A 21,005-nucleotide genomic window follows, 5' to 3' on the forward strand; every position below is an offset into this window, starting at 1 on the left:
TTCTCCCTAAATGAACCATTATGCTACTTAATACTTGACTAAACTTAAATTAAATGCATAAAACCTTGAGATTACTCTCTAAGCAATAACATTTACTGCACTGTCGTTATTAATCAATAACTTAATAGCTTATGATCATGAGTCCTATTAGATTCACTTGGCTCTCGACTTCTCATACTCAATCATATCAATTAAGCCACCTTTTAAGCCGTACCTCTCACTAAAGCCTAATTCATCGTATAGTCTACTACAGTCTACGTCTAGGCCTGCTGGGCCTGGTACCCTTGATGATGTTTCAGTGGGTTTGCTTAATGGTTCGTAATCAATCCTAGCGTTCGGTATCAGTTCCTTAATGGTGTTAATAACGTCAATTACCGTGAACGGCTTCATTGAACCAGTATTGTAGACTGGTCTCCTAACCTTAGCCTTATCCACTAGGGCTAGGTGAATAAAGGCCCTTGCAGCATCCTTAACGTAAAGCCACCTATACTTAGCCCCACTGTAGGCGAAGTCCGGAGGTACTTTACCGTAACCCTTAATTATAACATCCCTTAGGAAACTATTAAACTGGCCGGTGTAGCCACTATACCTACCTGGACCCCACGCGGTCGTTAACCTACCCCCAATCACGCTTAAGCCATAAGCCTCACTGTAGTATGATCCGAATAACTCATCGGCAAGCTTAGTTATGTGGTATGGGTCAGGCGGTGTATGGGGGTAATCATCCTCATTAACACTACCCTTACCGTAAACCAATGGTGAACCGTAAACAGACTCTGAGCTTGCGTAAACAACGCGTTCAAGGTCCATTAACCTAGCGGCCTCGAAAACATTCAATGTACCGATGATATTAACCTTAGCAGCCTTAAGGGGCCTATTCCTTGATTCAAGAAGTATCATCGCAGCTAAGTGAATAATACGCCTAACGTTAAACCTCTTAATAATACTAATGAGCTCATCAAAATCACTTAAATCCGCATTAACCAACTCAAGGCTAGGCCCCCTCAATCTAATTAACTCATCACTAAACCTAACATCAAGGGCAATAACCCTATAACCCATGTTAATCAACTCCCCAACGGTGAAACCACCAACTTGACCACTGGCACCAGTAACTAGGATTGATTCAGGCATGCGTAAGCTACTTAACTAGGTTATTAAGTATTAATACCATAAATACTAGTGCCACGTAAGCTTAATAAGGTAAGTGTGATGAGCCTTAATATGACTGGTGAAGTTAACTTCAACTTCAAGGGTTGGTGCATATTCATATCAGGTTCCACTGAGGGTATTGGTTTAGCCATTGCAGAGGAGTTCGGTAAGGCTGGTGCCAGGGTTATTGTGAATGGTGTTAGGAGGGAGGTGGCTGAGAACGCGTTGAATTACCTTAGAGGTAGGGGTATTGAACCCATCCTATTCCTCGGTGATGTGGCGGATAGGGGTAATGTGGTTAAGTTAAGGGATTTAATTGAGGGGGAGTGCGGTAGGCTTGATGTACTGGTTAATAATGCGTCTATTGAGGTTGATAAGCCCTTTGAGGATTATGACTATGAGACTTGGAGGAGGCTTATTGAAGTTAACCTAGACGCCTACTACATGCTGGCTAGGGAGTTATTACCATTGATAATTAAGGGTGAGGGTAAGGTTATCATTAATATCTCCTCAGTGCAGGGGGTTGAGTGTGAGCCAACGACGGGAGCCTACAGTGTCACTAAGGCTGCTGAAATAGGTTTAACAAGGGTCATGGCCCTTGACCTAGCTAAGTACGGTGTTAGGGTTATTACCGTGGCGCCAGGAGCCATTGATACCCCACTTAATAGGGTTAAGTCAAGCAACCTAGACCCAGGCGGTAGTTGGGAACACGCATACAGTGTAATCTCCGAGGCAATACCAATGGGTAGATTCGGTAAGCCTGAGGAGGTTGCAAACGTTGTGTTATTCCTATCATCAAGGGCAGCCAGCTACATGACTGGTACAACGGTGTTTGTTGACGGTGGCTTAACAGCATTATCACCAACCGGGGTTAAGATAAAGGACTTAACTAAACCTAAGGTTAAGTAGGAATGCGTTTCTCAGCATCCCTATAAACCCTAACATTAAGCCTCCATAATGTTAAGGCATTCTTACGCAAGTAACTACTCCAGTAGTTTATTTATGAAGTCTAGTTTATTGAATTTAATTAAGTCGTCGTAACCCTGCCCAGTACCCAGGAAGATTATCGGCTTCTTAAGTTCATAAAGTAGGGTTAATATTACGCCACCTTTAACGTAGGCGTCAACCTTAGTGACCACAACGAAGTCAATGGGTATGTATTTACTGTATGTTCTAGCAACATCAACGGCATCATTACCCATTAATGCGTCAACTATGAAGATTGAGGCGTCTGGTGATGAAACCCTGTGAACCTTCCTAAGCTCCTCCATTAGGTTCCTATCAGTGTGCATTCTACCAGCGGTATCAATCATAACAACGCTAATCCCCCTAGCCTTAGCATGCTCTATTGCATCATAGGCCACTGAGGCTGGGTCTGAGCCGTATGGGTGCTTTATGACCCTTACCCCAAGCTTAGCAGCATGCCCCTCCAATTGCTCAACAGCCCCAGCCCTATAGGTGTCTGCGGCAGCCCAGACAACGCTCATGCCCCTCTTAAGAAGCATATTAGTTAACTTAGCTATTGTGGTTGTTTTACCGTAGCCATTTGGGCCAAGGAATAGGAGTACTATTGGCCTCTTCTTAACGCCTTTAATGAATTCATCGAAGTCCACGTCAGGGATACTTGATAGTAGATTCATTAATGTATCCCTCACCAGAGCCTTAACGTAATCATTATCACTGAACCTAGGTACCTTAACGCCAATTAACTTAGCCTTAAGTTCACTAATTAAGGCTTCAGCGGTATCTAAGGCTACATCGTATTCTATGAGCCTTTCCTCAAACTCCCCCAGGAGCTTATTCACATCATCCTCTGTTAATTCCCTTTGAGTTACTGCATCACCAATAGCCTTCACTAGGCTTGAGAAGGCTGACTTAAGTCTATTGAACATGGTTACGGACCCGCCTTAGGCCCTACCGCACCACCCTGTGGGCGGGCTAGGGATGAGTATATGACTGTTAATAGATCCCTCACCTCACTACTGCTCCTAATCGCCTGAGCCAATTCCTGCTCAAGTCTCTCCCTTGCTGCATTGAGTTCATTCAACCTACTGTTTATTAACTCAATGGCCTGGGGTATAGGCATTTCAGCCACGTAATCCTCCCCAATATCCACAAGTACTTTACTAGTGTCTTTAGCCTCAGCCTTAACGTAAACCCCAGCACCTATTGTAACGTATGAGTCACTGACAACCCCCTTACTCAACTGCTCAAGCACGGCCTTAGCATTATTCAATTCATTAATAGTCATGTTGAGTACCGTTAAGTTTTGGGATAGAGTGTTAACTAGGTTAACTAACTCATTATACCGCTCAGTCAACTCCTCTAACTGGTCCTGCGTTATGACTACCCTCCTACCCTCACTCATATTCACCACGTCACCAATCTATCAAGGTTCATGAGCTGCTTAATGTAACGGTTCTTGACTTCACTGGGGTTAATCTCAGTGATTGATTCAATCTTAATTAGGTTCCTGGGTACCTTATGGCCCCCACCAATCCTAGTGTAAACCTTCTCCCTGGCATCATCCTCATTAATGGCGGTAACCTCAATTCTAAACCTCCTCCAGGCATTACTCCTATCCTTAAACCGCCCTGAGACACTATACACCTTAACCAAGCCTATCACTGATTCAGCCGAGTGCAGTGCCTTTTATAAATTATAACACCAACATCTAGCCACTTCCCCTCATGCATAATGCATATGCGGGTAGTGAGCACAATTGTTTTTAAGGAGTATGCCCAGTCACAGTTGTGGAGGATGTTAGGTATAAGGCAAGGTTCGTCTACGCTGAGGATTACGGTACGGGCTACTTCAAGTATGGTCCAATAACCCTAGGTGAGGTACCGAGGGTTATGCCCAGTAGAGGCTTATTGCTTAGGGATCTGCCTGAAAGCATGAAGCTTCTCGTGCCTAGGGATGTTTTAAGTAGGGGTGTTGTGGTTGGTGATGAGGTATCCAAGTACCTTAGCTCACTTAGGGACGCCATAAGGAACCTCAAGTACCCTCTACATGATGGGATAGTGAGGAGGGAGGATGAGGATGCTTGGAGGGTTGTTAGGGAGATGACTAGGTTCACTATTGCTCAATTCCACAGTGAAGCCGTTAAGCAAAGCGACTACAGGGGCTTCCTAATCGTGGCCGCATTATCGGCACTGGCGCCAGACTACATGAAGGAGAGGTTTATTGAGCTTCACGGTGACGTTAATAGGGAATTGGGCGGTAACGCCGTTAGGGCTGTGACTGTTATTGACCAACCCTTCGCAGTGGCCATAGCTGAGAAGGCTGTTACATGCATAGTTATTGAGGCTGGTCACGGTAATACTCAGGTTGTTCCAATTAGCTACGGTCCAATTAGGGATGGTATAGTGGCCTTAAACAGGGGTGGGGCTGAGGCTAATGCAATAACCAGGGAGGTTCTTAAGGACGCAGGCTACGGGGACCTGGCTAGGGATGATTACGTAGTTGAGGTTGTTAAGAGGGAGGCCGGCTTAATCCCAAGGGACCTTGATGAAGCCATTAATAAGGCTAAGAAGGAGCCTGATAAGTACGCGGTATCAGTTAAAGTTAACCCACTGGTGACTATTGAGCTTAAGGAGTACTCCTGGATGAGGTTCCTAATAGGGGAGATACTCTTCAACCCGAATCATGAAATATTCAGAAGCTACACTCAACAGGGTAGGTTAACCATAGAGGACGTGACCGTTGGAGACATGGTGTTCCACGGTGAAATGAGCCTATCAGACGCAGTGATAAGTAGTGTTAGGAGGACACCAGTGGAGATTCAGGATAAGGTGCTTGAAAACATAATACTGAGTGGAGGCTCATTCAACTGGAAGACACCACCGGAGGGTCTTAGGGACGTTGCGGTAACGAGTCCGGAGAAGGTTAAGGTGATGATGAGTAAGTTGTCCCCTGAATTGGCTGAGAGGGTTAACGTTAGGTTGGTTAATGATCCCCAGTTCAGTGTTTGGAAGGGTTCAATAGTTTATGGTTATGCACTACCGCTTAACGTTAAGTGGAGTGAGAGGACTAAGGAGGGTTGGTACTTCCTAAACCAGTGAATCCAAGTAACGCTTATCCTCAGTCACCTACTTAAGTATAATTTAATTATCTTCCTAACCGCCGACCTTATGTGGTGACTAACCGTAGACTTGGAGAGCCCAAACTCCCTAGCCAACTCACTCAACCCAATACCCCTTGTATCATCGAAGAAACCGGCCTCATAAGCCCTCCTAAGTACTTGAAGCTCCCTATGCGTTAACATGGTGCCTAAGGATAAGCCATTACTAAATGACTCACCCTTAACCCTCACCAGTGAGCAATTCATTAAATCAACGTCACCACGCCTAGTAAGGGCTCTGCATGATGACTCTGCATTAGACTTATCCGTGAAGTATGCCGTGAACTCCTTAACACCATTATGAACACGTGATTGAACGGTTAAGCAGCCATTATTAATTAATACGTATTTTAAAACACCATCATACTCACTTAGGAGGACAACCTCACGGTACCTACGTGAAACATTATTAACATAAAGCACCTTAACAACATTACCCAACCCACCCATTAATGCATGAGTAAAATCCCTAATTAATGATGAATCCAAGGCATGAACAGCAACAACCTCAAGGGTAAGCTCACTGGGCTTAACAACATACGACGATAAACCAACCACACTTAAACCAGGGTAGTTACGGGACAACTCACTCCAATCACCACGGTGAATAAGGGAGACATGAAGCCTATAAGGCATAATAACACATTAAGAAAACTACTTAATAAAGATTATTCAACACCACTATTCAAATCGCAATTAAATAAGTTAATGGAACAGGTTCTATGAAAAACTTAAATATACATTGCAATAAATGTTATGCTATGGGTAAAAACACACCCCTAACCCTAGTAGTAGCAGCAGTAATAGCCATAAGCATCGCCGTAGTAAACATAGCCTACGCAGCTTCAAATACGGTAACAATAGTTACTACAGAGGGTACGCTCATTTACACTCCTGGTCAACCTATCTGGAATCCATACGCACCCAACAACTTCATAGGCGTTGTGGGGACATACATGTCTCTCGCATTCTACAATCCACTTACAGCTAAATTCTATCCTGTTTTGGCTGAGAATTGGACTGTTGAGGTTTTGCCTAATGGTAGTGGTATTTTAACTATCTATCTTAGGCATAACTTGTATTGGTTTAATGGTTCAGCGGTAATGCCCTTCACTGCTTGGGATGTTTACGCTGAATTCTACATTGGTGTTAAGGTGTTCAGCTGGTACTACCCATTCATGCAACCGCAATACGCCGATGAAGACATTAGAGTATTGAATAATTACACAATACAATTCCTATTCCAAGAGTGGAGCCCACAGCAAATATACTACGTGTTAACTACCTGGATTGATACACCATACGCCGTATGGAAACCAATAGTGGATAAACTCAAAACAATGAGCGTCAGTCAAGCAGCAGCATACGGTAATAATGTCACTAAGTTTGCTCCGCCATACTGGGGTTTAAGCCCATATTATGTTCAATTATCAACATTGAGCGCAACCTACCAGACACTGTTACTTGAACCAATGTACTTCAATGGTGTCCCATTACTGGCATCATGGGATAAAATATTCCCATTCAATGATTGGAGCATCTACCCGAAGTACGTTATATGGGCGGTTGGTGGTAATACTCAAGCAATGACTGCCCTTCTGGCTCGTAAGGTTAATTTAGCGTTCATTGGCTTGTCACTGCAGCAGGAGGCTACGATAAATGCTAGTGGCCTCGGTGAATATAATGGGCCGAATTATGCGACTAATGGCTACACGCTTAATCCAAACATTTACCCATTCAATATTCCTCAGGTTAGGCAGGCATTCTGCTACATTATTAATAGAACGGCTGAATCATTGGCCTGGGGTGGATTATATGCACCTGACCCATACCCAGTCCCTGTAGCCAACTTCCAGCCATCAATACAATCATACCCATCAAGCGTGTGGAGTATTGTAACTGTGCATTGTACAACAAATTGGACTAAGGCAGCTCAATTACTGGAATCAGCCGGTTTAACCTATAAGAATGGTCAATGGTATCTGCCTAATGGGACTCCATTTAAGTTAACTTTAATAGTGCCATCAGGTTTCACTGACTGGGCTACATTCTCATCAGCTGCCGCTGTCTCAATAAGCCAGTTCGGTATACCTACAACATTATTAGCCTTGGATACCTCAACATACTGGAGTACAATATTCCCTAATGGTGAGTATGAAATGGCTATGACATGGATGACGTGGTCAAGGGGTTACGGTGACTTCAGTTTCCTAGCATCACCATGGTGGACTTTCCCAGCATTCAATCTCTCCAAGGCTTGGCCATTCCAGTGGCCTAATGGGACATGCACACCAGTAACAGCACCTAGCATACCAGGCTTTACTCCACCTAATAGTACGATAGTATGGTGTGTTAATTCAACATTCGGCTACATTAACTTAACCAACTGGGGCGTAGTATTTGCGGCCACTGTCCCAGGGATGCCTCAGTATGATGAGCTTCTGAAGGTATTATTCGCCTGGTATGAATACTACATGCCAGTGATACCAAACTTAACCCAGAACATGCAGTTCAACTATAATCCAGCTGACTTTGATATTATATGGTGGATTAAAGGCTTACCACCATCCTCATGGTTACTCTTTACACAGGGAGCATGGGGTGAAACACTATCCGTAATGCTTTGGAATATTGGATTCGGCGCATTAGCACCACCAGGTGTAGTACCACCGTTGGCGCAGGCTGCCGTCAATGGTTCACTATGGAGAATTGACCCGCAGTTAGCTGCATTCGCAGGATGGAGCCCAAGTACAATGAACCTAGAAGCCATAGCCTCATACTTCCATATACCGTATACTCCAGTGACTACTACTTCAACTACTACTACCACTTCAACTACAACTGTTACTTCAACTGCCGTTGCTACTGTGACTTCAACAGTCACAACCACTGCAGTTAGCACTGTGACTAGCACAGCAACAACCACAGCAGTAAGCACAGTAACCGTGACCAAACCAGTGGTAAGCACAGCATTAATAGCAGGAATAGTAATCATAGTAGTAGTTATTGCCATTGTTGCAGCAATAATAGCATTAAGAAGAAGATGAGGTAAGAGGTAGAGTAGTTTAAAATACTCTTCATTAAAATGATTTATTCTTTTATTCAATACTACTGTAATGAGTCAAGTGGATGATTCTAAGTGGTGGGTTGGGTTTTTTATTCATCATGGGCTATTGAGACTACTATGGTGTCTGGAGAAGGTTAAGGTGATGATGAGTAAGTTGTCCCCTGAATTAGCTGAGAGAATTACTGGATTATACTTCAGGAGGGTACTTGAAATACGGATTAAGTATTGATCCAAAAGGCATGATTCTTCCAGTAATGTTTTCTCATGGTTTCAAGTATTTCACTTCTTTTCATTAACCTTAAGCACCTCGGCTATTTCTGAGAAGTCTTTTGAGCCGTATCCTGTGGTTTCTGCTATTCTGAGTAATTCATCTATCAGGGTTGTCATGGGTAGTTGAATACCGATGGATTGTGCGTACTCAAGGGCCTTATCTATAACGTCCCTGGCTAATCTTAGTGAGAAGGATTCACCGTAATTACCCTTAAGCATCCACGGCAACCTAGTTCTTAATTGTGCTGAATCAGAACCACCCATGGATAATGCCTTAACCACAGTATCTGGATCCATCCCCAGTTTACGAATTAAAACTGATACCTCAGCTAACACCACTGTATTGGCGGTTAATATTACGTTACTTATCAGTTTAAGTGCGGTGGCTTGTTCATGGTTACCAACGTATATCGGTGTACCTATTTGGCTTAGTATACTGTTCGCCTCCTTAAACAATCCCTCATCACCACCCACGTATAGTACGAGTTCACCCCTCTCAGCCTCCCTAGGCCCCTTCTCAAGCCTAACTGATAGGTACCTTAACCTCTTCTCCTCAATAATCTTAAGCACGTTACTTAATTCACTAAGGCTCATTGTGGTTGTATCCAGTATAATGCCCTTAGCCGCATTGGCTATATTACTAATAACGCTGATTGATTCTCTACCCGTTGGAACAGCTATGATTACGTAATCAACACCATCAGTGCACTTAACCATATCATTAACCACCACTACATTACTACCGCTAAGCCTACCTGCGGCGTTTGGGTCAATATCGAAGCCCAGGACCTCATGCCCCTTCCTTGATAAGTTCACTGCAATACCCCTACCCATTCTACCTAATCCTATGACGCAGATTCGCATGGATCCGGATTAGGCTTTATTATTTAATATTTTTTCAAGTCAATTCCCTGACCGTTAATGCAATTAAAGGTAAGCTCCAGTGGCTCCCTAATGGTTAAATTCAAGTTGCCTAGGGTTGATTGGTCACCCGTTGAGTTAGCCAGTAGATTAACTAGGCGTGGTGTGGCCTATAATTTCGCCAGTGGCTCACCTGACCCAGGTCTAATACCTGTTATTGATGTTAAGGAGGCTGCGGAAGACGTTTTAAGTGAGTATGGTTCAGGCGCCTTATCCTACCCTGGAGCTGGTGGATTAAGGGAACTTAGGGTTGAGGTGTCCAGGTACCTTAGGGAGTATTTGGGCATTAATGCTGACTGGAGGAGTATAATAGTAACCAGTGGTGCTCAGCATGCAATTAAGCTATTGACGCAGCTATTGGTTAGGAGGGGTGTTAGGGTTTACGTGGAGGATCCAACGTTCTACGAAACCCTCTCACCCTTCAGGTTTCAGGGGGGTAGGGTAATTGGTGTATCCTTAACTAATGAGGGTATGCTGGTTAATGAAGTGGTTAAGGTGATTAAGGAGGGGGATATTGTTTACACAATCCCTAACTGCCACAACCCAACGGGTGTCTGCATGAGTGATGATAATAGGAGGATGCTTATTGAGGCCTCTGAGGAGAAGGGCTTCTTAATAATTGAGGATGACCCATACACCGTGCTTTCATTAAAGGCCCCGAGGCCCCTTAGGTCAGTGAGCAGTAATGTTATCTACGTGGGTACGTTCTCTAAGATACTTGGTCCAGGGCTTAGGATTGGTTTCATAGTGGCGCCTAATTGGCTTAGGGGGCATTTAGAGAGGCTTGAGCAGCATGACTTCTCAACATCAACGTTAACCCAGTTAATCGTGTATAAGCTTCTTAGAAGCAATACTGTTGATAAGGTTCTAGGTAAGGCAAGGGGAATCTACGAGGAGAAGCTTAGAACCCTAATTAATGCCCTAGACGAATACCTACCCAATGCCCTACAGTTTAAGCCTGCATGCGGATTCTACGCATTGGTTAGACTAGGTGTTGATGCTGAGAGGCTACTTAGGACTACGGCCAAGGTTGGTTTAACCTACGTGCCTGCTAGGAGATTCTTCATTAATGGCGGCTTCCCTGACGCAGCCAGGTTAAGTATCGGTGCTATTAGGCCTGAGAGAATCGAGGATGGTGTTAAACTCCTCTCAAGCTTAATTAAGAGTGCACGAAGCCAGTAACATTACTAACTCATGTTAATGCTCATGCACAGTACACGTAACCCTCCACTAAACCCATTAACCTATCCACTAACTCCCCAACCGTGAAACCCCTCCTCATTACCTCGGTGTAAATCCTCATATCTAATTCACCATCATTAACCACCATTACATCAATAACCCCATTACCCTCACCAAGTAGCCTATTGATATAATCCCTTAATACTAACGCCACCTTCTGCGCAATGGGTCTAGTTAACTTGAATACGCATGGTACGTACTTACGTCCACCATAATCATACTTATCGTAATTCATATCACACTCCACGGATACGTAGATGTAGGACTTGTAGAGTAGGCTCATTACCATTTTAATAATAATGAGGTTAAAAGCATTGCCTCACCGGGTTTAATAATAATTGACGATGCCCAAGGTTGAGGAGAGAGTTATATTAATATGACATTCACGTTCAATTCCCTTGCGGCATCAGCCTGCCTCCTATCAGCTGTAGCTAATTTAATGTTTAATTACTTAGCTAAAGCTACGTATATTGCATCGTAAATAGTGACCCTCTTTTCAACAGCTATCTCAAGGGCTTTCTCATAGTAAGGTCTTTGATCAACTACATCCACTAATGAATATAGTATCCTCAGGATTTTAAGGGCATCAGAGGCATTAATCTTATTCATTAGAGTCATCCTCCATAAAGCGTTCATAGCCTCCTTAATAGCTAACTCCACGGTAATGGCACCTTCAGTAAATACGTTCCTAGCTGCTTCCCACCCGGCTCCCTCGCTAGGTACTTAATGATTACACTGGCGTCAGTGACTATCACGGTCCTCCCTCACTAAGTGTTCTGTGAAACCTTCTTCTGCCGATTCAATTCTCGATAATACTGAGTCTAATTCCCTAAGTGCCTTCTGGGCTCTTATTTTACGGGCTAAAAACCCCAGCCCCATCTAACGCATCCTTAACCCCCTTCTTATTCTCACACTGATTACTACAGTTGACATTGTAATACGAATATATATTATGGATTTATAAATATTTCATAATACATACAAACCATATTATGAAAAATAATTACCATAAGGCATTAATGGCCACTTCGACTAACGTATCAATGTAATTATTACCGCATGGCTTAACCCGACTACCGTAATTTAGTAGAATTCATGTAATCGGCATCCTTCTCAACAACTATGGTTAAGCATATTAAGTAATCGCTAATTCCTGTAAACTATTTGACCGAAGACTATGGTTACCTGAGATTAATATCAGGTAATGAAGCGTATGCCTCTCATTAACCATAATACTTCCAGCATAGCGAGTTACCCATTATACTCATACTAAACAGTGAATTATACCAGGAACCTAATGACCTTAAGAGCATATTGAAATAATTTAAGATTAAGGTGTTTAATGGTCTTTAAGTAAATTACCTAACTAACCACCTATCCTAGCCTTTACTAGCTTTATGAATTCCCTCATCCAAGCTGGGTTATCAGGCCATGCCCTAGACGTGACTAGGTTCCCATCTACCACAACCTCCTCATCAACCCATATTCCTCCATTATTCTCAACCTCGGGTCTTACGGCTATGTAGCTAGTCATTCTTCTACCCTTAACCACGCCGGCTGCAGCCAGTATTTGAGGTGCATGGCATATTGCTGCCACAGGTTTCTTAGTCTCAAAGAAGTGCCTTACAATGCGCTTAACATCCTCTGAGGCAACAACCCTAACGTACTCAGGCATTCTACCCCCTGGTATAACTAACCCATCGTACTCCTCAGGCTTAACCTCGGAGAGTGTTTTAGTAACCCACTTAAAGAGGTAACCAGGTTTCTCACTGTAAGTTTCCCACCCTGGTTCAAAATCATGAACCACAGTCCTTAAATCCTTCCTACTTGGAGCCGCCACGTCAACATCCCACCCCTCCTCCTTAAGCCTATAGTATGGGTAGAAGAGTTCAAGAGCTTCAACGGCATCTCCAGCTATTATTAGAATCCTAGCCTTAGCCATGATTAATAATAATTTTTGAGAATATTTAAGCTTTATGCAGATATGTGGGTTTGGTATGATGGGTAATCTTTATAAGTAGGATATTTTTCCTAACTATATGAATGAGGAGTACTGTAAAGCCCTCTATAAGGCGGCTGAAGCCTCAATATGCTTAATGGAGCATTCACATGGATTAAGGCTATACAGGGAGTACCTATTAAGGTGTCCTGAAATACCGGGGGCATGGCATGGCTTAGCCATATGCCTTGAAGCCGTTGGGGATAGAAAGGAGGCGTTGAAGGCCTATGAGAAGGCCCTGGAGTTGAACCTAAGGCGGAATGATGCAGTAAGCCTACTATGGGGTGGTTGGTGTGCCTTTAAGCTGGGTAGGCATGAGTTGGCTTATAGATTATTCAAGGAGTCCATTGAAAAGAACCCTAACTACGCCTACACCTGGCATAGCTTAGCCGTGGCGGCTTTTAAGCTTGGTAAACGTGAGGAGGGGGAGGCGGCTATGGCTAAGTATAGGGCTTTAATTAAGGAGAGGCCCTATGAGAGAAGGGAGTGTGAGGGCATTAGCATGCTCATGGATTCACTTGAATCATTAAAGAAAATAAGCAGTGTTGATCAAGGCATTATTCAGGTGGTTGAGGACTTATTGATGAAATCCATTACTAAGCATAAGGGTAAATGCACTCAATTAAGCAACTATTACGTTAACTTGAGTGAAGGTAAATAAGCCCCAGCATCTTATTAACACTAAATGAGTATTAATGAAATTATTAACTCACTGAGTAATGCATGTAGGGAACTGGATAATGAACTTAAGGATGAGTTCCTAGGCTTAATGCTATTCGGTAGTTGGGCTAGGGGTGAGGCTAAGTTTAATAGTGATGTTGATGTCATGGTTCTTCTAAACTCGGTTAAGGGACTTGAGGTTAGGGTTAAGGTATATTCAATATTAAGAAAATACATCAGCAGTGACATAACTTTAGTAGATGTTAGGAGAAGTGAATTAGAGGGTGGGTTAACGGCATTAAGCATAAACATTGCATGGGATGGGGTAATAATATGTGATAAGTATGGTTACTTAGCTAGGTTTAAGAATGAGGTTAAGAGGTTTATTGAGGAAGAGGGGCTTATAAGGTATAGGACCCCTGATGGGAAATACGGCTGGACAAGGGCAGATGGGAAACCCCTCATTAAGGTGAATAAGAGTAATGTATGATCCCATTGATGAGGTTAAGTACAGGTATAGGTTAGCCATAAATTACTTCAATGAAACCACATCATCCTACAATAGACGGGATTGGAGAGGTGTTGCGGCTAATGCCCAATTAACCGCTGAAAATGCCGTGAAGGCAATTATAGCGGTATTCAACATACCCAGTTGGAGTCATGATCCATCTAATGAATTACTAAGCCTACTCAATAAACTGCCTGAGGGGGTTAAGGCCTTAATTAATGAATTAGCCATCATTGTTAGAACCCTAGCCCCCGAACATGGACGAAGCACCCATGGGGAACCTAGCAGAGGTTTAACCCCCTGGGAAATATATGATAGAGGTGATGCTGAGAGGGCCTTGGATATGGCTAAGAGAGCTGTGAGTATAATGATTACTGTTCTTAATGCTTTAAACATTAGCGTGCAGTGAGTATGTGATCCCTTTAAGCGTTTTTAGCTAATCTTAACAATATCCACTATTTTACCTTCACTATCCCTAATTATCTTAGCCCTAGGGTGTATGTAATCCCTCGGAGCCTTTGGGAAGGCTTCAAGATACTTGTTGAGTACCTTAGGTATCCTCACTGTGCCATCCTCCTCCTGGTTATTCTCAAGAATAGCTGTTATGGTTCTCTCCACGGCTATGGCAGTACTATTTAGAGTGTGCACGTACTCCCTCCTCATACCCTTCCTAATCACCCTAATCCCAAGCCTATATGATTGCCAATCAGTCACATTACTGCAGGAGGCCATTTCCCTGAACATTCCCTGGGCAGGCATCCAAGCCTCTAAGTCATATTGCTTAGCGGCTGTTCTAGACATTTCCCTAGGACACACTAAAACCACCCTGAAGGGTAATTCAAGGCTACTCCATATGTCAATTAGATTACCTAACAGCTTCTCGTGCCAACTCCAACTATCCTCAGGTAGCGTGAAGGCGAATTGCTCAACCTTATAGAATTGATGAACCCTAAATATGCCCTTCAAATCCCTGTTACCGGCCCCAGCCTCCTTCCTATATGATGGTGAGAAGCCGGCTAGGAGTATTGGTAGATCCTTCTCCAGTAATTCACTGCCGCGGTATAATGCAGCTAATGGATGCTCAGCGGTGCCTATTAGGTAAAGCTGTTCATTATCCACACTGTATATTGCATCCTTAAATGCATCGAAGTCTATTACTGAGCTTATAACATCGTAGTTAAGCATGTGGGGCGGCATAACAAGCCTAAACCCCCTCTGGGTTAGGAAATCCACTGCATATAGGGATAGGGCTAGGTTAAGCCAAGCCACATCATCAAAGAGGTAGAAGAACCTACTCCCAGCCACCTCCCCAGCCTTAGCGGTGTCACCAAGGCCAAGGACACGCTCAAGCATATCAGCATGACCAATCGGCTGCCAGTCAATAACATTGAATTCAAGACCATTGAAGCCGCTTAATTCACTCAAGTACCCCCTCCAAGCCTTCGGTTTCCCAAAGTACTTTAAGGCCACTGACTCAGCGGATTCATTTGGGCATGTTGAGTAGACTGACTCATGAAGTAGATTTGGAAACCTCCTAAGTAGCCTATCCCTCTCATCCTCAATTCTCTTAAGCTCAGCGTTAAGGTTCTCAAGCTCCTTAAGAACCTTATTAGCCTCCTCAATCATTAACCCCCTTGCCTCAGGGGGAGCCTTAGATATTTGACTACTTAGGCTATTCCTCCTATGCCTAAGTTCATCAGCCTTAACCTTAATGCTCTTCCACTGGTTATCAAGTGCAATGAATTGATCAACCATTGATTCTTCATAACCCCTCCACTTAAGCATTCTTCTAACCTCCCCAGGCCTCTCCCTAAGGGCGGTGAGTAGGCTCCAACTCACGTTAACTGCTTCAAGCATACCTTAATAACGCTTATCCTTAACAGCGGCTAGGAGTAGAGTTTACCTATTGTTGATAGGAGTTGATCAATTGATGAATCCATTAAGCTCCCTATAATGCTCCTCCTTAAGTGTAAGTCATCCTTAATGCTCAGGTACTTTTCATTAACCTCACTGGGCACTATAATGTCCTTAACATACCTAAGCCTCCTCATAACCTTCAAATTACCTCCAACACTCACCGGCACCAGTTCTGAACCCACTATAACCGCAATTACACTCTTTAAAACCTCCTCGGAACCTGGGGCAAGAACTGTAAGTCTCTTCACCATCTGTTGATAATCATCTGCGTGAAAGGTTGTAATACCCCCATGCCCAGTGGTTACTGCGTTCAACCACGCCTTAACCTCCTCAGGTTCCCTAACCTCATTCACGATAACGTAGTCAGCACCCATTCTCAACGCGTGTGCTATTAACTCATCCTTAGTTATGGGCTTAACCCCTAGGCCGAAGGACCTCCTCTCATATAGTTTAACTGATAAATGCCCTGGTAGATTCATCTCATCAACATCCATCACCAGTACCTTAAGCATACTAGGCTTAAGCATCATTGCTATGGCATTGGCTAAACTAGTTTTACCTGAACCCATGGATCCACCTATAAGTATAGGCACCTTCTCATCAGCCAACTTCCATAGTAATGCAGCTTGGTTAACAGTTAACATGCCCAGTTTAACAAGTGTAGGTAATGTCCATGGTTTACTCGGCAGAACCCTAATATGCACGCTTGTTTGCGATACAGGCATTGTTGATATGGTGAATCTAACCCTGTATTCAGGGTCAGTTACAGATACTAGAGGCATGTATGCAGTTAATGGGGTTCTTGTTCTTTTAGCAGCATTAACCGCCACCCGATTAACCAGGTCCCTTACAGTTAATGTTGATTCAATGAGCCTCATTGGAATTAGCCTCACCGGTCTAATTACCTTAACTTCACTTAACTTAACGAAGCATAATCCATAATCCCTATGGCTAACTCTAACGCCATTAGTGTCAACATATATGTCAGTTATGTCATCATCCATGAGTAGTGGGGTTATTGAACCATAGGCGTTAAGCCACCTATCAATAATAGCCTTAATAAGGCTGTTAAAGTTTTCATCAGTGGGTTTATGATTTAATTTACTTAAGATACCACGGTAAATCTTAATTAATTTAATAGGGTTCTTACCAAGCTTAATCCACTCCTCGAAGTATAATGGATCAACTATGGTTAAATACTCTGGGACTTGGTCCATTAGAAAGACTTGGACAACATTACTAACACTCCTATATTCAATGATTGTTCTAATACCTAAATTAACAATTACCTTACTGGACAGTATGCTACCAGTGGGTTTAACTAATGATACATGCATTATTGGTTTCAATACTAGGTTCAGTTAATGTTATTACTGACTCACGTAGGGTTATGTGGGATTAACCATTACCCTACATTCCACTAACCTTAAGGCTAAGTTTACGCATGCGTACTATGCGTGGACTCTCAAGCATAGTGGCGGCACTAGTGTTATTGCTTGTATTCGCCATGGTAATTTCAATCACTGTAATCCTTATAGGACTCTTCAAATCCTATAACTACTCCTCATCAACAATATTAAGCACTGGCTTAAGTGCACTTAATTGCCTTAATGATTCAAGTGTAGTTCAGTTTAATGTAAGCGGTATTGAAGTGAACTTAAGTGAACAATGCATGATAATTATAGTTAATGGGACAAGATACCTAGTGCATCCAGCTTTAGGAAGCCCTGGTTAAGGATTCCCCACTTGGTTCCTGGGCTTTATGATTACGTAGAGGCCGTAGATTAACACTAGTAGGAGTATTAAATCAACACCGAACGCCTCATAAGCATACCTATGCGGGTAACCACCCTTATAACCCAGGTAAGTGAATCCAAACACCACCAGCAGCATTATGAACGCTATTACCCACACCGCAAGGTCTATAGACCTCTTCATAAACGCCCAGTTTAATCAGGGTAATTAAGCATTTTGCTGAGCAGTGCTTAAGAGAATGAATCATACACCCAGGCTTAAAACTCGTTACTCAGCTCACAATTAATGGTGAGTTTTCAGTAAGGGTGTAACCATGCTTAATTCATCTTCACGGCTACCTTGCAGGCATTAGTATGAGATGCCCATAACTATGGGTAAGGTGAGGTAGTTCATAATCTGTAAGGTATTTAAACACGTAATTAATGTTAATGTGACTTATGAGTAGTGAAGGTAAGTGGGTTTGCGCAGTTTGTGGTAGTAGGGATGTTGGATTAATAATTGAGGGCAAGCTATATTGCAGTAAATGTGGTTCAAAGGTTATTAGACTTCACATGTATAGGTTCCTTAATAGGCTTAAGCAGGAAAATTTAATAGACCCAAGTGTGGAGATCCCTAAGCCATGAGGCTAATAGCAGTGCTTCCATTAGTGTTGGGGATAATGCTTGGATTAGTGACTATAGCTCATGCCCAGCAGTGCCTATTAACGTTAAACACTACTTTAGGTTATGTTAATGTAACCACTAATGCGCAATCAATAGATATACACGCATGGGGTGTAGTGGGCGTTACTAATCATACTACCTGTAGTTTCCACTACATAGTGTTCAAGTACTCATTATTGGGAATGTCATCGTTAATATACGTTCACACGTTATCAAATAATAGTGGCAGTTACGTTATTTTAAATTCCGGCATAGGTAAGCACGTGTTAATATGCCTAACCCTTAATCCAACGGTAACTAAGAATAATATCATTAAATTAACCTCAGGGGGAGGATCAATTACGGCCTATTGCTCAATTGTTGATGAGAATTCATTAACTCAATACAGCTTACTATTAGCAGTATTAATAGGTATCGCCTTAGTTACAGTATCCTACTTCACCATTAGGAACCTTTTGAAGTAGTGTCGCTTTTAGTTAATTCAAGCATCCAGGAGACCATGAATTGAGTAACCTTATCTAATTCACTTAACCAATCACTATTAATTAGCATTAACCTAGAATTCTTAATAACCGACTTAACGGCATTAGCCTCCTCAACAGGTGCATTAGGATCATTAATACTGTAAATTAGAAGCATAGGTATGTTTAATTTAGGTAATTCATCAATGCGGTTAATTACCCTAGGTGTTGAAACAAGCACTATACCGGAAATAGTGTTTTGCCTTGTTTGAGTTACGTAATCAAGGGCAATTCCTCCACCTTGCCCAACTCCAGCCAATATGATTCTCTTACCATTAAGGGCATTAATGATGTAGGATAATGCGGCAACCTTATTGGCTTTACTCATACTTGCTGGGGCTGAGGATAAGTCCACGTGAATTACCTTGAATCCAGCCGCCGCTGCACCTTTAATAACATTCATGAACCTATTCGCAGATGCATTAGGTGGAGGCACTATTATGAGCACTACCTCACCATCCCCGTTCTCCAAGTACCTTACCCTGTAGTTCCCCACGTTCACGTAATTTTCCGCAATCACTTGAGCCATTGTAGGCCGTGTTTTTAACCATTATTCAAATAATTCACTTAAGGGCCATTATCTAAGTGTAGTGAGGGTGACTTGATCCTGTGGTCGCCATGTTTGATAGAAGCCTTACCGCAGTGCTCCTTACTTTACTTAATTCTACACCGTTCTTACTTAATTCACTTGGGTCAATGAATACGAATACGTGTGGGGTTTGCTCCCATGCATTATCAATAGCCTTTATTAAGGGGGATACTTCAGTGATGGTTATTAATGACCCATCGTTACTTCTAACGAATGTACTTATATCATTACTGAATGATGCTGTGGAGACCAGTATCTTGCAATCACAGTTAAGGGTCTCCTTCATTTCATTAACCACCCTAGTCTTGAATTCATTAACCCAATTCAACCCATGTACCCCTACTTGTTCATCAATGTACTTATTAAGCATTATTGCGTTACCTAGGCCGAAAATCATTATGTAATCCTCATCCCTCTTCCATAAAGCCCTCATACTAGTCCTCCTGTGTAGTATTGAATCTGCATAATCCTTAACGTAACCATTAATCAACCCTTCATGGTAAGCTTCACTAAGCATGGCTTCTAAGTAATCATCAGTATATATGTCTAGGTCATCTTCATTGGGGTTCCCGTTAAGGAAGTTGATTGCAGCGGTCTTGAAACCCTTAGCCTTCTCAAGCATTATTATGCTTCTGAAAACCTCCCTTAGCATTTCATCGTATTGAAGAACCTTATGATGCATGTAAACCCACTTATATAGATTATACCTGGCTATTGCGTAACCCTCCAGGAATGCCTTTGCTTTATCATCAAATATAAGAATCCCCCTGCCTAAATGCAGGTAATTAACTAGCCTTGCAATATCAATTGCCCCACTCCCAGACCCAGCACCAGTGAAGTAAAGATCCCTAAGCGTATAATCAAGCCTATCAGCATCTATACCCCCTGAAACTATTGAAGCAAGGGATTCCAGGAGCATGGTCTCATCATCACTCATATTGCTTAGCAATTTAACTTCAGGTATACTTGCCTCTAAGTTAACTGAACCGTATTGGGTGATTAATCTTACTCTTTTAATTAACCTATAGAATGTTATTACCCTAAGGATGCCTGCATCAATACCTAGGCTACTAATTATTCTCCTGAATTTACCTGAACCCATTATCATTAACCCAGCTACCTCATGTTCCTTCCCCAACCCTGCAGTGTAAAGTACCTGATTAGGCTTAACTAATGATGATACGTAGCCATCTAGGACGTGGGATAAGGGTGGGTGACCAATGTCGTGATGCAGTCCACTTAACCTAACATACTGCCTTATGGCGCTGACTCCCTCATCATGAAGCCCAAGCGCATCCATTAAGGATCTAAGACTCTGCTCATTAGCTTCACTCAGCACCCTTTCCACCATTAATGTGGCTAAGTACATCGTGCCTAAACTATGCTCAAACCTACTCCCCCTAGCTGATGGGTAAACGTAATGAGCTAAACCATCCTGCGTTATTCTCCTAAGCCTCTGCACAAAGACATCATCATCCAGTAGCCTAGCCTCATCAATACTTAACCTAATCCAGCCATGTATAGGATCCCTAAGCTCCTTCCACGACACTGATTTAATACCTCCCTTCAAATTTTTATAAACCGTACCTAAAAGTTACATTACTATTTAACGCACTCCT

The 21,005-nt window shown here is 42.7% G+C and carries 24 protein-coding genes and 1 pseudogene; 11 read left to right on the forward strand and 14 right to left on the reverse strand.

Annotated features, from left to right (window positions below; all coding sequences use genetic code 11):
* Window positions 1–153: 153 nt before the first annotated feature.
* The gene (locus CMAQ_RS04425; RefSeq protein WP_012185922.1) at window positions 154–1,134 is read right to left on the reverse strand and encodes an NAD-dependent epimerase/dehydratase family protein; all 981 of its coding nucleotides are present in this window, start codon (window positions 1,132–1,134) and stop codon (window positions 154–156) included.
* Window positions 1,135–1,224: 90 nt separating this feature from the next.
* Here CMAQ_RS04425 and CMAQ_RS04430 point away from each other — a divergent pair, with 90 nt between their 5' ends.
* Window positions 1,225–2,061: an SDR family NAD(P)-dependent oxidoreductase gene (locus tag CMAQ_RS04430; protein WP_012185923.1), complete on the forward strand. Its 837-nt coding sequence runs from the start codon at window positions 1,225–1,227 to the stop codon at window positions 2,059–2,061.
* Between the two features lie 74 nt (window positions 2,062–2,135).
* On the opposite strand, the gene ftsY is transcribed toward CMAQ_RS04430, so the two are convergent.
* Genes ftsY through rpl18a form a run of 3 tightly spaced genes read right to left on the reverse strand, consistent with a single transcriptional unit; the run spans window position 2,136 to window position 3,780 of the window.
* The gene (gene ftsY, locus CMAQ_RS04435) at window positions 2,136–3,044 is read right to left on the reverse strand and encodes a signal recognition particle-docking protein FtsY (RefSeq protein WP_012185924.1); all 909 of its coding nucleotides are present in this window, start codon (window positions 3,042–3,044) and stop codon (window positions 2,136–2,138) included.
* Between the two features lie 2 nt (window positions 3,045–3,046).
* Window positions 3,047–3,520 (reverse strand): prefoldin subunit alpha, encoded by a 474-nt coding sequence (gene pfdA / locus CMAQ_RS04440; RefSeq protein ID WP_012185925.1) that lies wholly within the window; start codon window positions 3,518–3,520, stop codon window positions 3,047–3,049.
* A gap of 2 nt (window positions 3,521–3,522) precedes the next feature.
* Window positions 3,523–3,780: a 50S ribosomal protein L18Ae gene (gene rpl18a, locus CMAQ_RS04445; RefSeq protein WP_012185926.1), complete on the reverse strand. Its 258-nt coding sequence runs from the start codon at window positions 3,778–3,780 to the stop codon at window positions 3,523–3,525.
* Between the two features lie 125 nt (window positions 3,781–3,905).
* Here rpl18a and CMAQ_RS04450 point away from each other — a divergent pair, with 125 nt between their 5' ends.
* Complete coding sequence (locus CMAQ_RS04450) at window positions 3,906–5,216, forward strand: crenactin (RefSeq protein WP_012185927.1); 1,311 nt, start codon at window positions 3,906–3,908, stop codon at window positions 5,214–5,216.
* Between the two features lie 23 nt (window positions 5,217–5,239).
* Here the strand turns inward: CMAQ_RS04450 and CMAQ_RS10375 are convergent, their stop codons facing one another.
* Window positions 5,240–5,911 carry a helix-turn-helix domain-containing protein gene (locus CMAQ_RS10375; RefSeq protein WP_012185928.1) on the reverse strand — a complete coding sequence of 224 codons (672 nt, stop codon included), beginning with the start codon at window positions 5,909–5,911 and terminating at the stop codon, window positions 5,240–5,242.
* Window positions 5,912–6,036: 125 nt separating this feature from the next.
* Between CMAQ_RS10375 and CMAQ_RS04460 the strand changes: the two genes are divergently transcribed.
* Window positions 6,037–8,322: an ABC transporter substrate-binding protein gene (locus CMAQ_RS04460; protein ID WP_048062671.1), complete on the forward strand. Its 2,286-nt coding sequence runs from the start codon at window positions 6,037–6,039 to the stop codon at window positions 8,320–8,322.
* Between the two features lie 69 nt (window positions 8,323–8,391).
* Window positions 8,392–8,571, forward strand: coding sequence for a hypothetical protein (locus CMAQ_RS04465; protein ID WP_012185930.1), 180 nt, complete (start codon window positions 8,392–8,394; stop codon window positions 8,569–8,571).
* Window positions 8,572–8,621: 50 nt separating this feature from the next.
* Here CMAQ_RS04465 and CMAQ_RS04470 read toward each other — a convergent pair whose 3' ends face one another.
* A complete protein-coding gene (locus tag CMAQ_RS04470; protein ID WP_012185931.1) occupies window positions 8,622–9,476 on the reverse strand; it encodes an NAD(P)-dependent oxidoreductase in 855 nt (284 codons plus the stop codon).
* 90 nt (window positions 9,477–9,566) lie between these two features.
* On the opposite strand from CMAQ_RS04470, the gene CMAQ_RS04475 reads away from it, so the two are divergent.
* Window positions 9,567–10,715 (forward strand): aminotransferase-like domain-containing protein, encoded by a 1,149-nt coding sequence (locus tag CMAQ_RS04475; protein WP_048062939.1) that lies wholly within the window; start codon window positions 9,567–9,569, stop codon window positions 10,713–10,715.
* A gap of 22 nt (window positions 10,716–10,737) precedes the next feature.
* Here CMAQ_RS04475 and CMAQ_RS04480 read toward each other — a convergent pair whose 3' ends face one another.
* From CMAQ_RS04480 to CMAQ_RS04490, 3 genes and pseudogenes are all read right to left on the reverse strand, one after another.
* Window positions 10,738–11,058 (reverse strand): hypothetical protein, encoded by a 321-nt coding sequence (locus tag CMAQ_RS04480; RefSeq protein WP_156769832.1) that lies wholly within the window; start codon window positions 11,056–11,058, stop codon window positions 10,738–10,740.
* Between the two features lie 164 nt (window positions 11,059–11,222).
* Window positions 11,223–11,462 (reverse strand): annotated as a pseudogene (locus CMAQ_RS04485) (type II toxin-antitoxin system VapC family toxin); the annotation flags it as partial.
* A gap of 679 nt (window positions 11,463–12,141) precedes the next feature.
* A complete protein-coding gene (locus CMAQ_RS04490) occupies window positions 12,142–12,717 on the reverse strand; it encodes a DJ-1/PfpI family protein (protein WP_012185934.1) in 576 nt (191 codons plus the stop codon).
* 97 nt (window positions 12,718–12,814) lie between these two features.
* On the opposite strand from CMAQ_RS04490, the gene CMAQ_RS04495 reads away from it, so the two are divergent.
* Genes CMAQ_RS04495 through CMAQ_RS04505 form a run of 3 tightly spaced genes read left to right on the forward strand, consistent with a single transcriptional unit; the run spans window position 12,815 to window position 14,351 of the window.
* Window positions 12,815–13,435 (forward strand): tetratricopeptide repeat protein, encoded by a 621-nt coding sequence (locus CMAQ_RS04495; protein WP_012185935.1) that lies wholly within the window; start codon window positions 12,815–12,817, stop codon window positions 13,433–13,435.
* Window positions 13,436–13,459: 24 nt separating this feature from the next.
* The gene (locus CMAQ_RS04500; RefSeq protein ID WP_012185936.1) at window positions 13,460–13,924 is read left to right on the forward strand and encodes a nucleotidyltransferase family protein; all 465 of its coding nucleotides are present in this window, start codon (window positions 13,460–13,462) and stop codon (window positions 13,922–13,924) included.
* Entirely contained in the window at window positions 13,917–14,351 is a 435-nt protein-coding gene (locus CMAQ_RS04505; protein WP_012185937.1) for a HEPN domain-containing protein, read from the forward strand. Before CMAQ_RS04500 ends, CMAQ_RS04505 begins: the two co-directional genes overlap by 8 nt.
* Before the next feature lie 23 nt (window positions 14,352–14,374).
* Here CMAQ_RS04505 and serS read toward each other — a convergent pair whose 3' ends face one another.
* Window positions 14,375–15,781 carry a serine--tRNA ligase gene (serS, locus tag CMAQ_RS04510; protein ID WP_048062940.1) on the reverse strand — a complete coding sequence of 469 codons (1,407 nt, stop codon included), beginning with the start codon at window positions 15,779–15,781 and terminating at the stop codon, window positions 14,375–14,377.
* Window positions 15,782–15,828: 47 nt separating this feature from the next.
* Window positions 15,829–17,196 (reverse strand): type II/IV secretion system ATPase subunit, encoded by a 1,368-nt coding sequence (locus CMAQ_RS04515; protein ID WP_012185939.1) that lies wholly within the window; start codon window positions 17,194–17,196, stop codon window positions 15,829–15,831.
* Between the two features lie 107 nt (window positions 17,197–17,303).
* Between CMAQ_RS04515 and CMAQ_RS04520 the strand changes: the two genes are divergently transcribed.
* Entirely contained in the window at window positions 17,304–17,594 is a 291-nt protein-coding gene (locus CMAQ_RS04520) for a hypothetical protein (protein ID WP_012185940.1), read from the forward strand.
* Here CMAQ_RS04520 and CMAQ_RS04525 read toward each other — a convergent pair.
* Complete coding sequence (locus CMAQ_RS04525; protein ID WP_012185941.1) at window positions 17,591–17,797, reverse strand: hypothetical protein; 207 nt, start codon at window positions 17,795–17,797, stop codon at window positions 17,591–17,593. The genes CMAQ_RS04520 and CMAQ_RS04525 overlap by 4 nt on opposite strands.
* Before the next feature lie 254 nt (window positions 17,798–18,051).
* On the opposite strand from CMAQ_RS04525, the gene CMAQ_RS04530 reads away from it, so the two are divergent.
* Window positions 18,052–18,237, forward strand: a complete 186-nt coding sequence (locus CMAQ_RS04530) for a TFIIB-type zinc finger domain-containing protein (protein WP_012185942.1) — start codon at window positions 18,052–18,054, stop codon at window positions 18,235–18,237.
* A complete protein-coding gene (locus CMAQ_RS04535; RefSeq protein ID WP_012185943.1) occupies window positions 18,234–18,740 on the forward strand; it encodes a hypothetical protein in 507 nt (168 codons plus the stop codon). Before CMAQ_RS04530 ends, CMAQ_RS04535 begins: the two co-directional genes overlap by 4 nt.
* On the opposite strand, the gene CMAQ_RS04540 is transcribed toward CMAQ_RS04535, so the two are convergent.
* Complete coding sequence (locus tag CMAQ_RS04540; protein ID WP_048062674.1) at window positions 18,721–19,317, reverse strand: alpha/beta fold hydrolase; 597 nt, start codon at window positions 19,315–19,317, stop codon at window positions 18,721–18,723. The two genes, CMAQ_RS04535 and CMAQ_RS04540, sit on opposite strands and share 20 nt — an antisense overlap.
* A gap of 61 nt (window positions 19,318–19,378) precedes the next feature.
* On the reverse strand, window positions 19,379–20,935 hold the full coding sequence (locus tag CMAQ_RS04545) for an HD domain-containing protein (protein ID WP_012185945.1): 1,557 nt from the start codon (window positions 20,933–20,935) through the stop codon (window positions 19,379–19,381).
* Window positions 20,936–21,005: the final 70 nt, after the last annotated feature.

Source organism: Caldivirga maquilingensis IC-167 (genome assembly GCF_000018305.1).
Taxonomy (GTDB): domain Archaea; phylum Thermoproteota; class Thermoprotei; order Thermoproteales; family Thermocladiaceae; genus Caldivirga; species Caldivirga maquilingensis.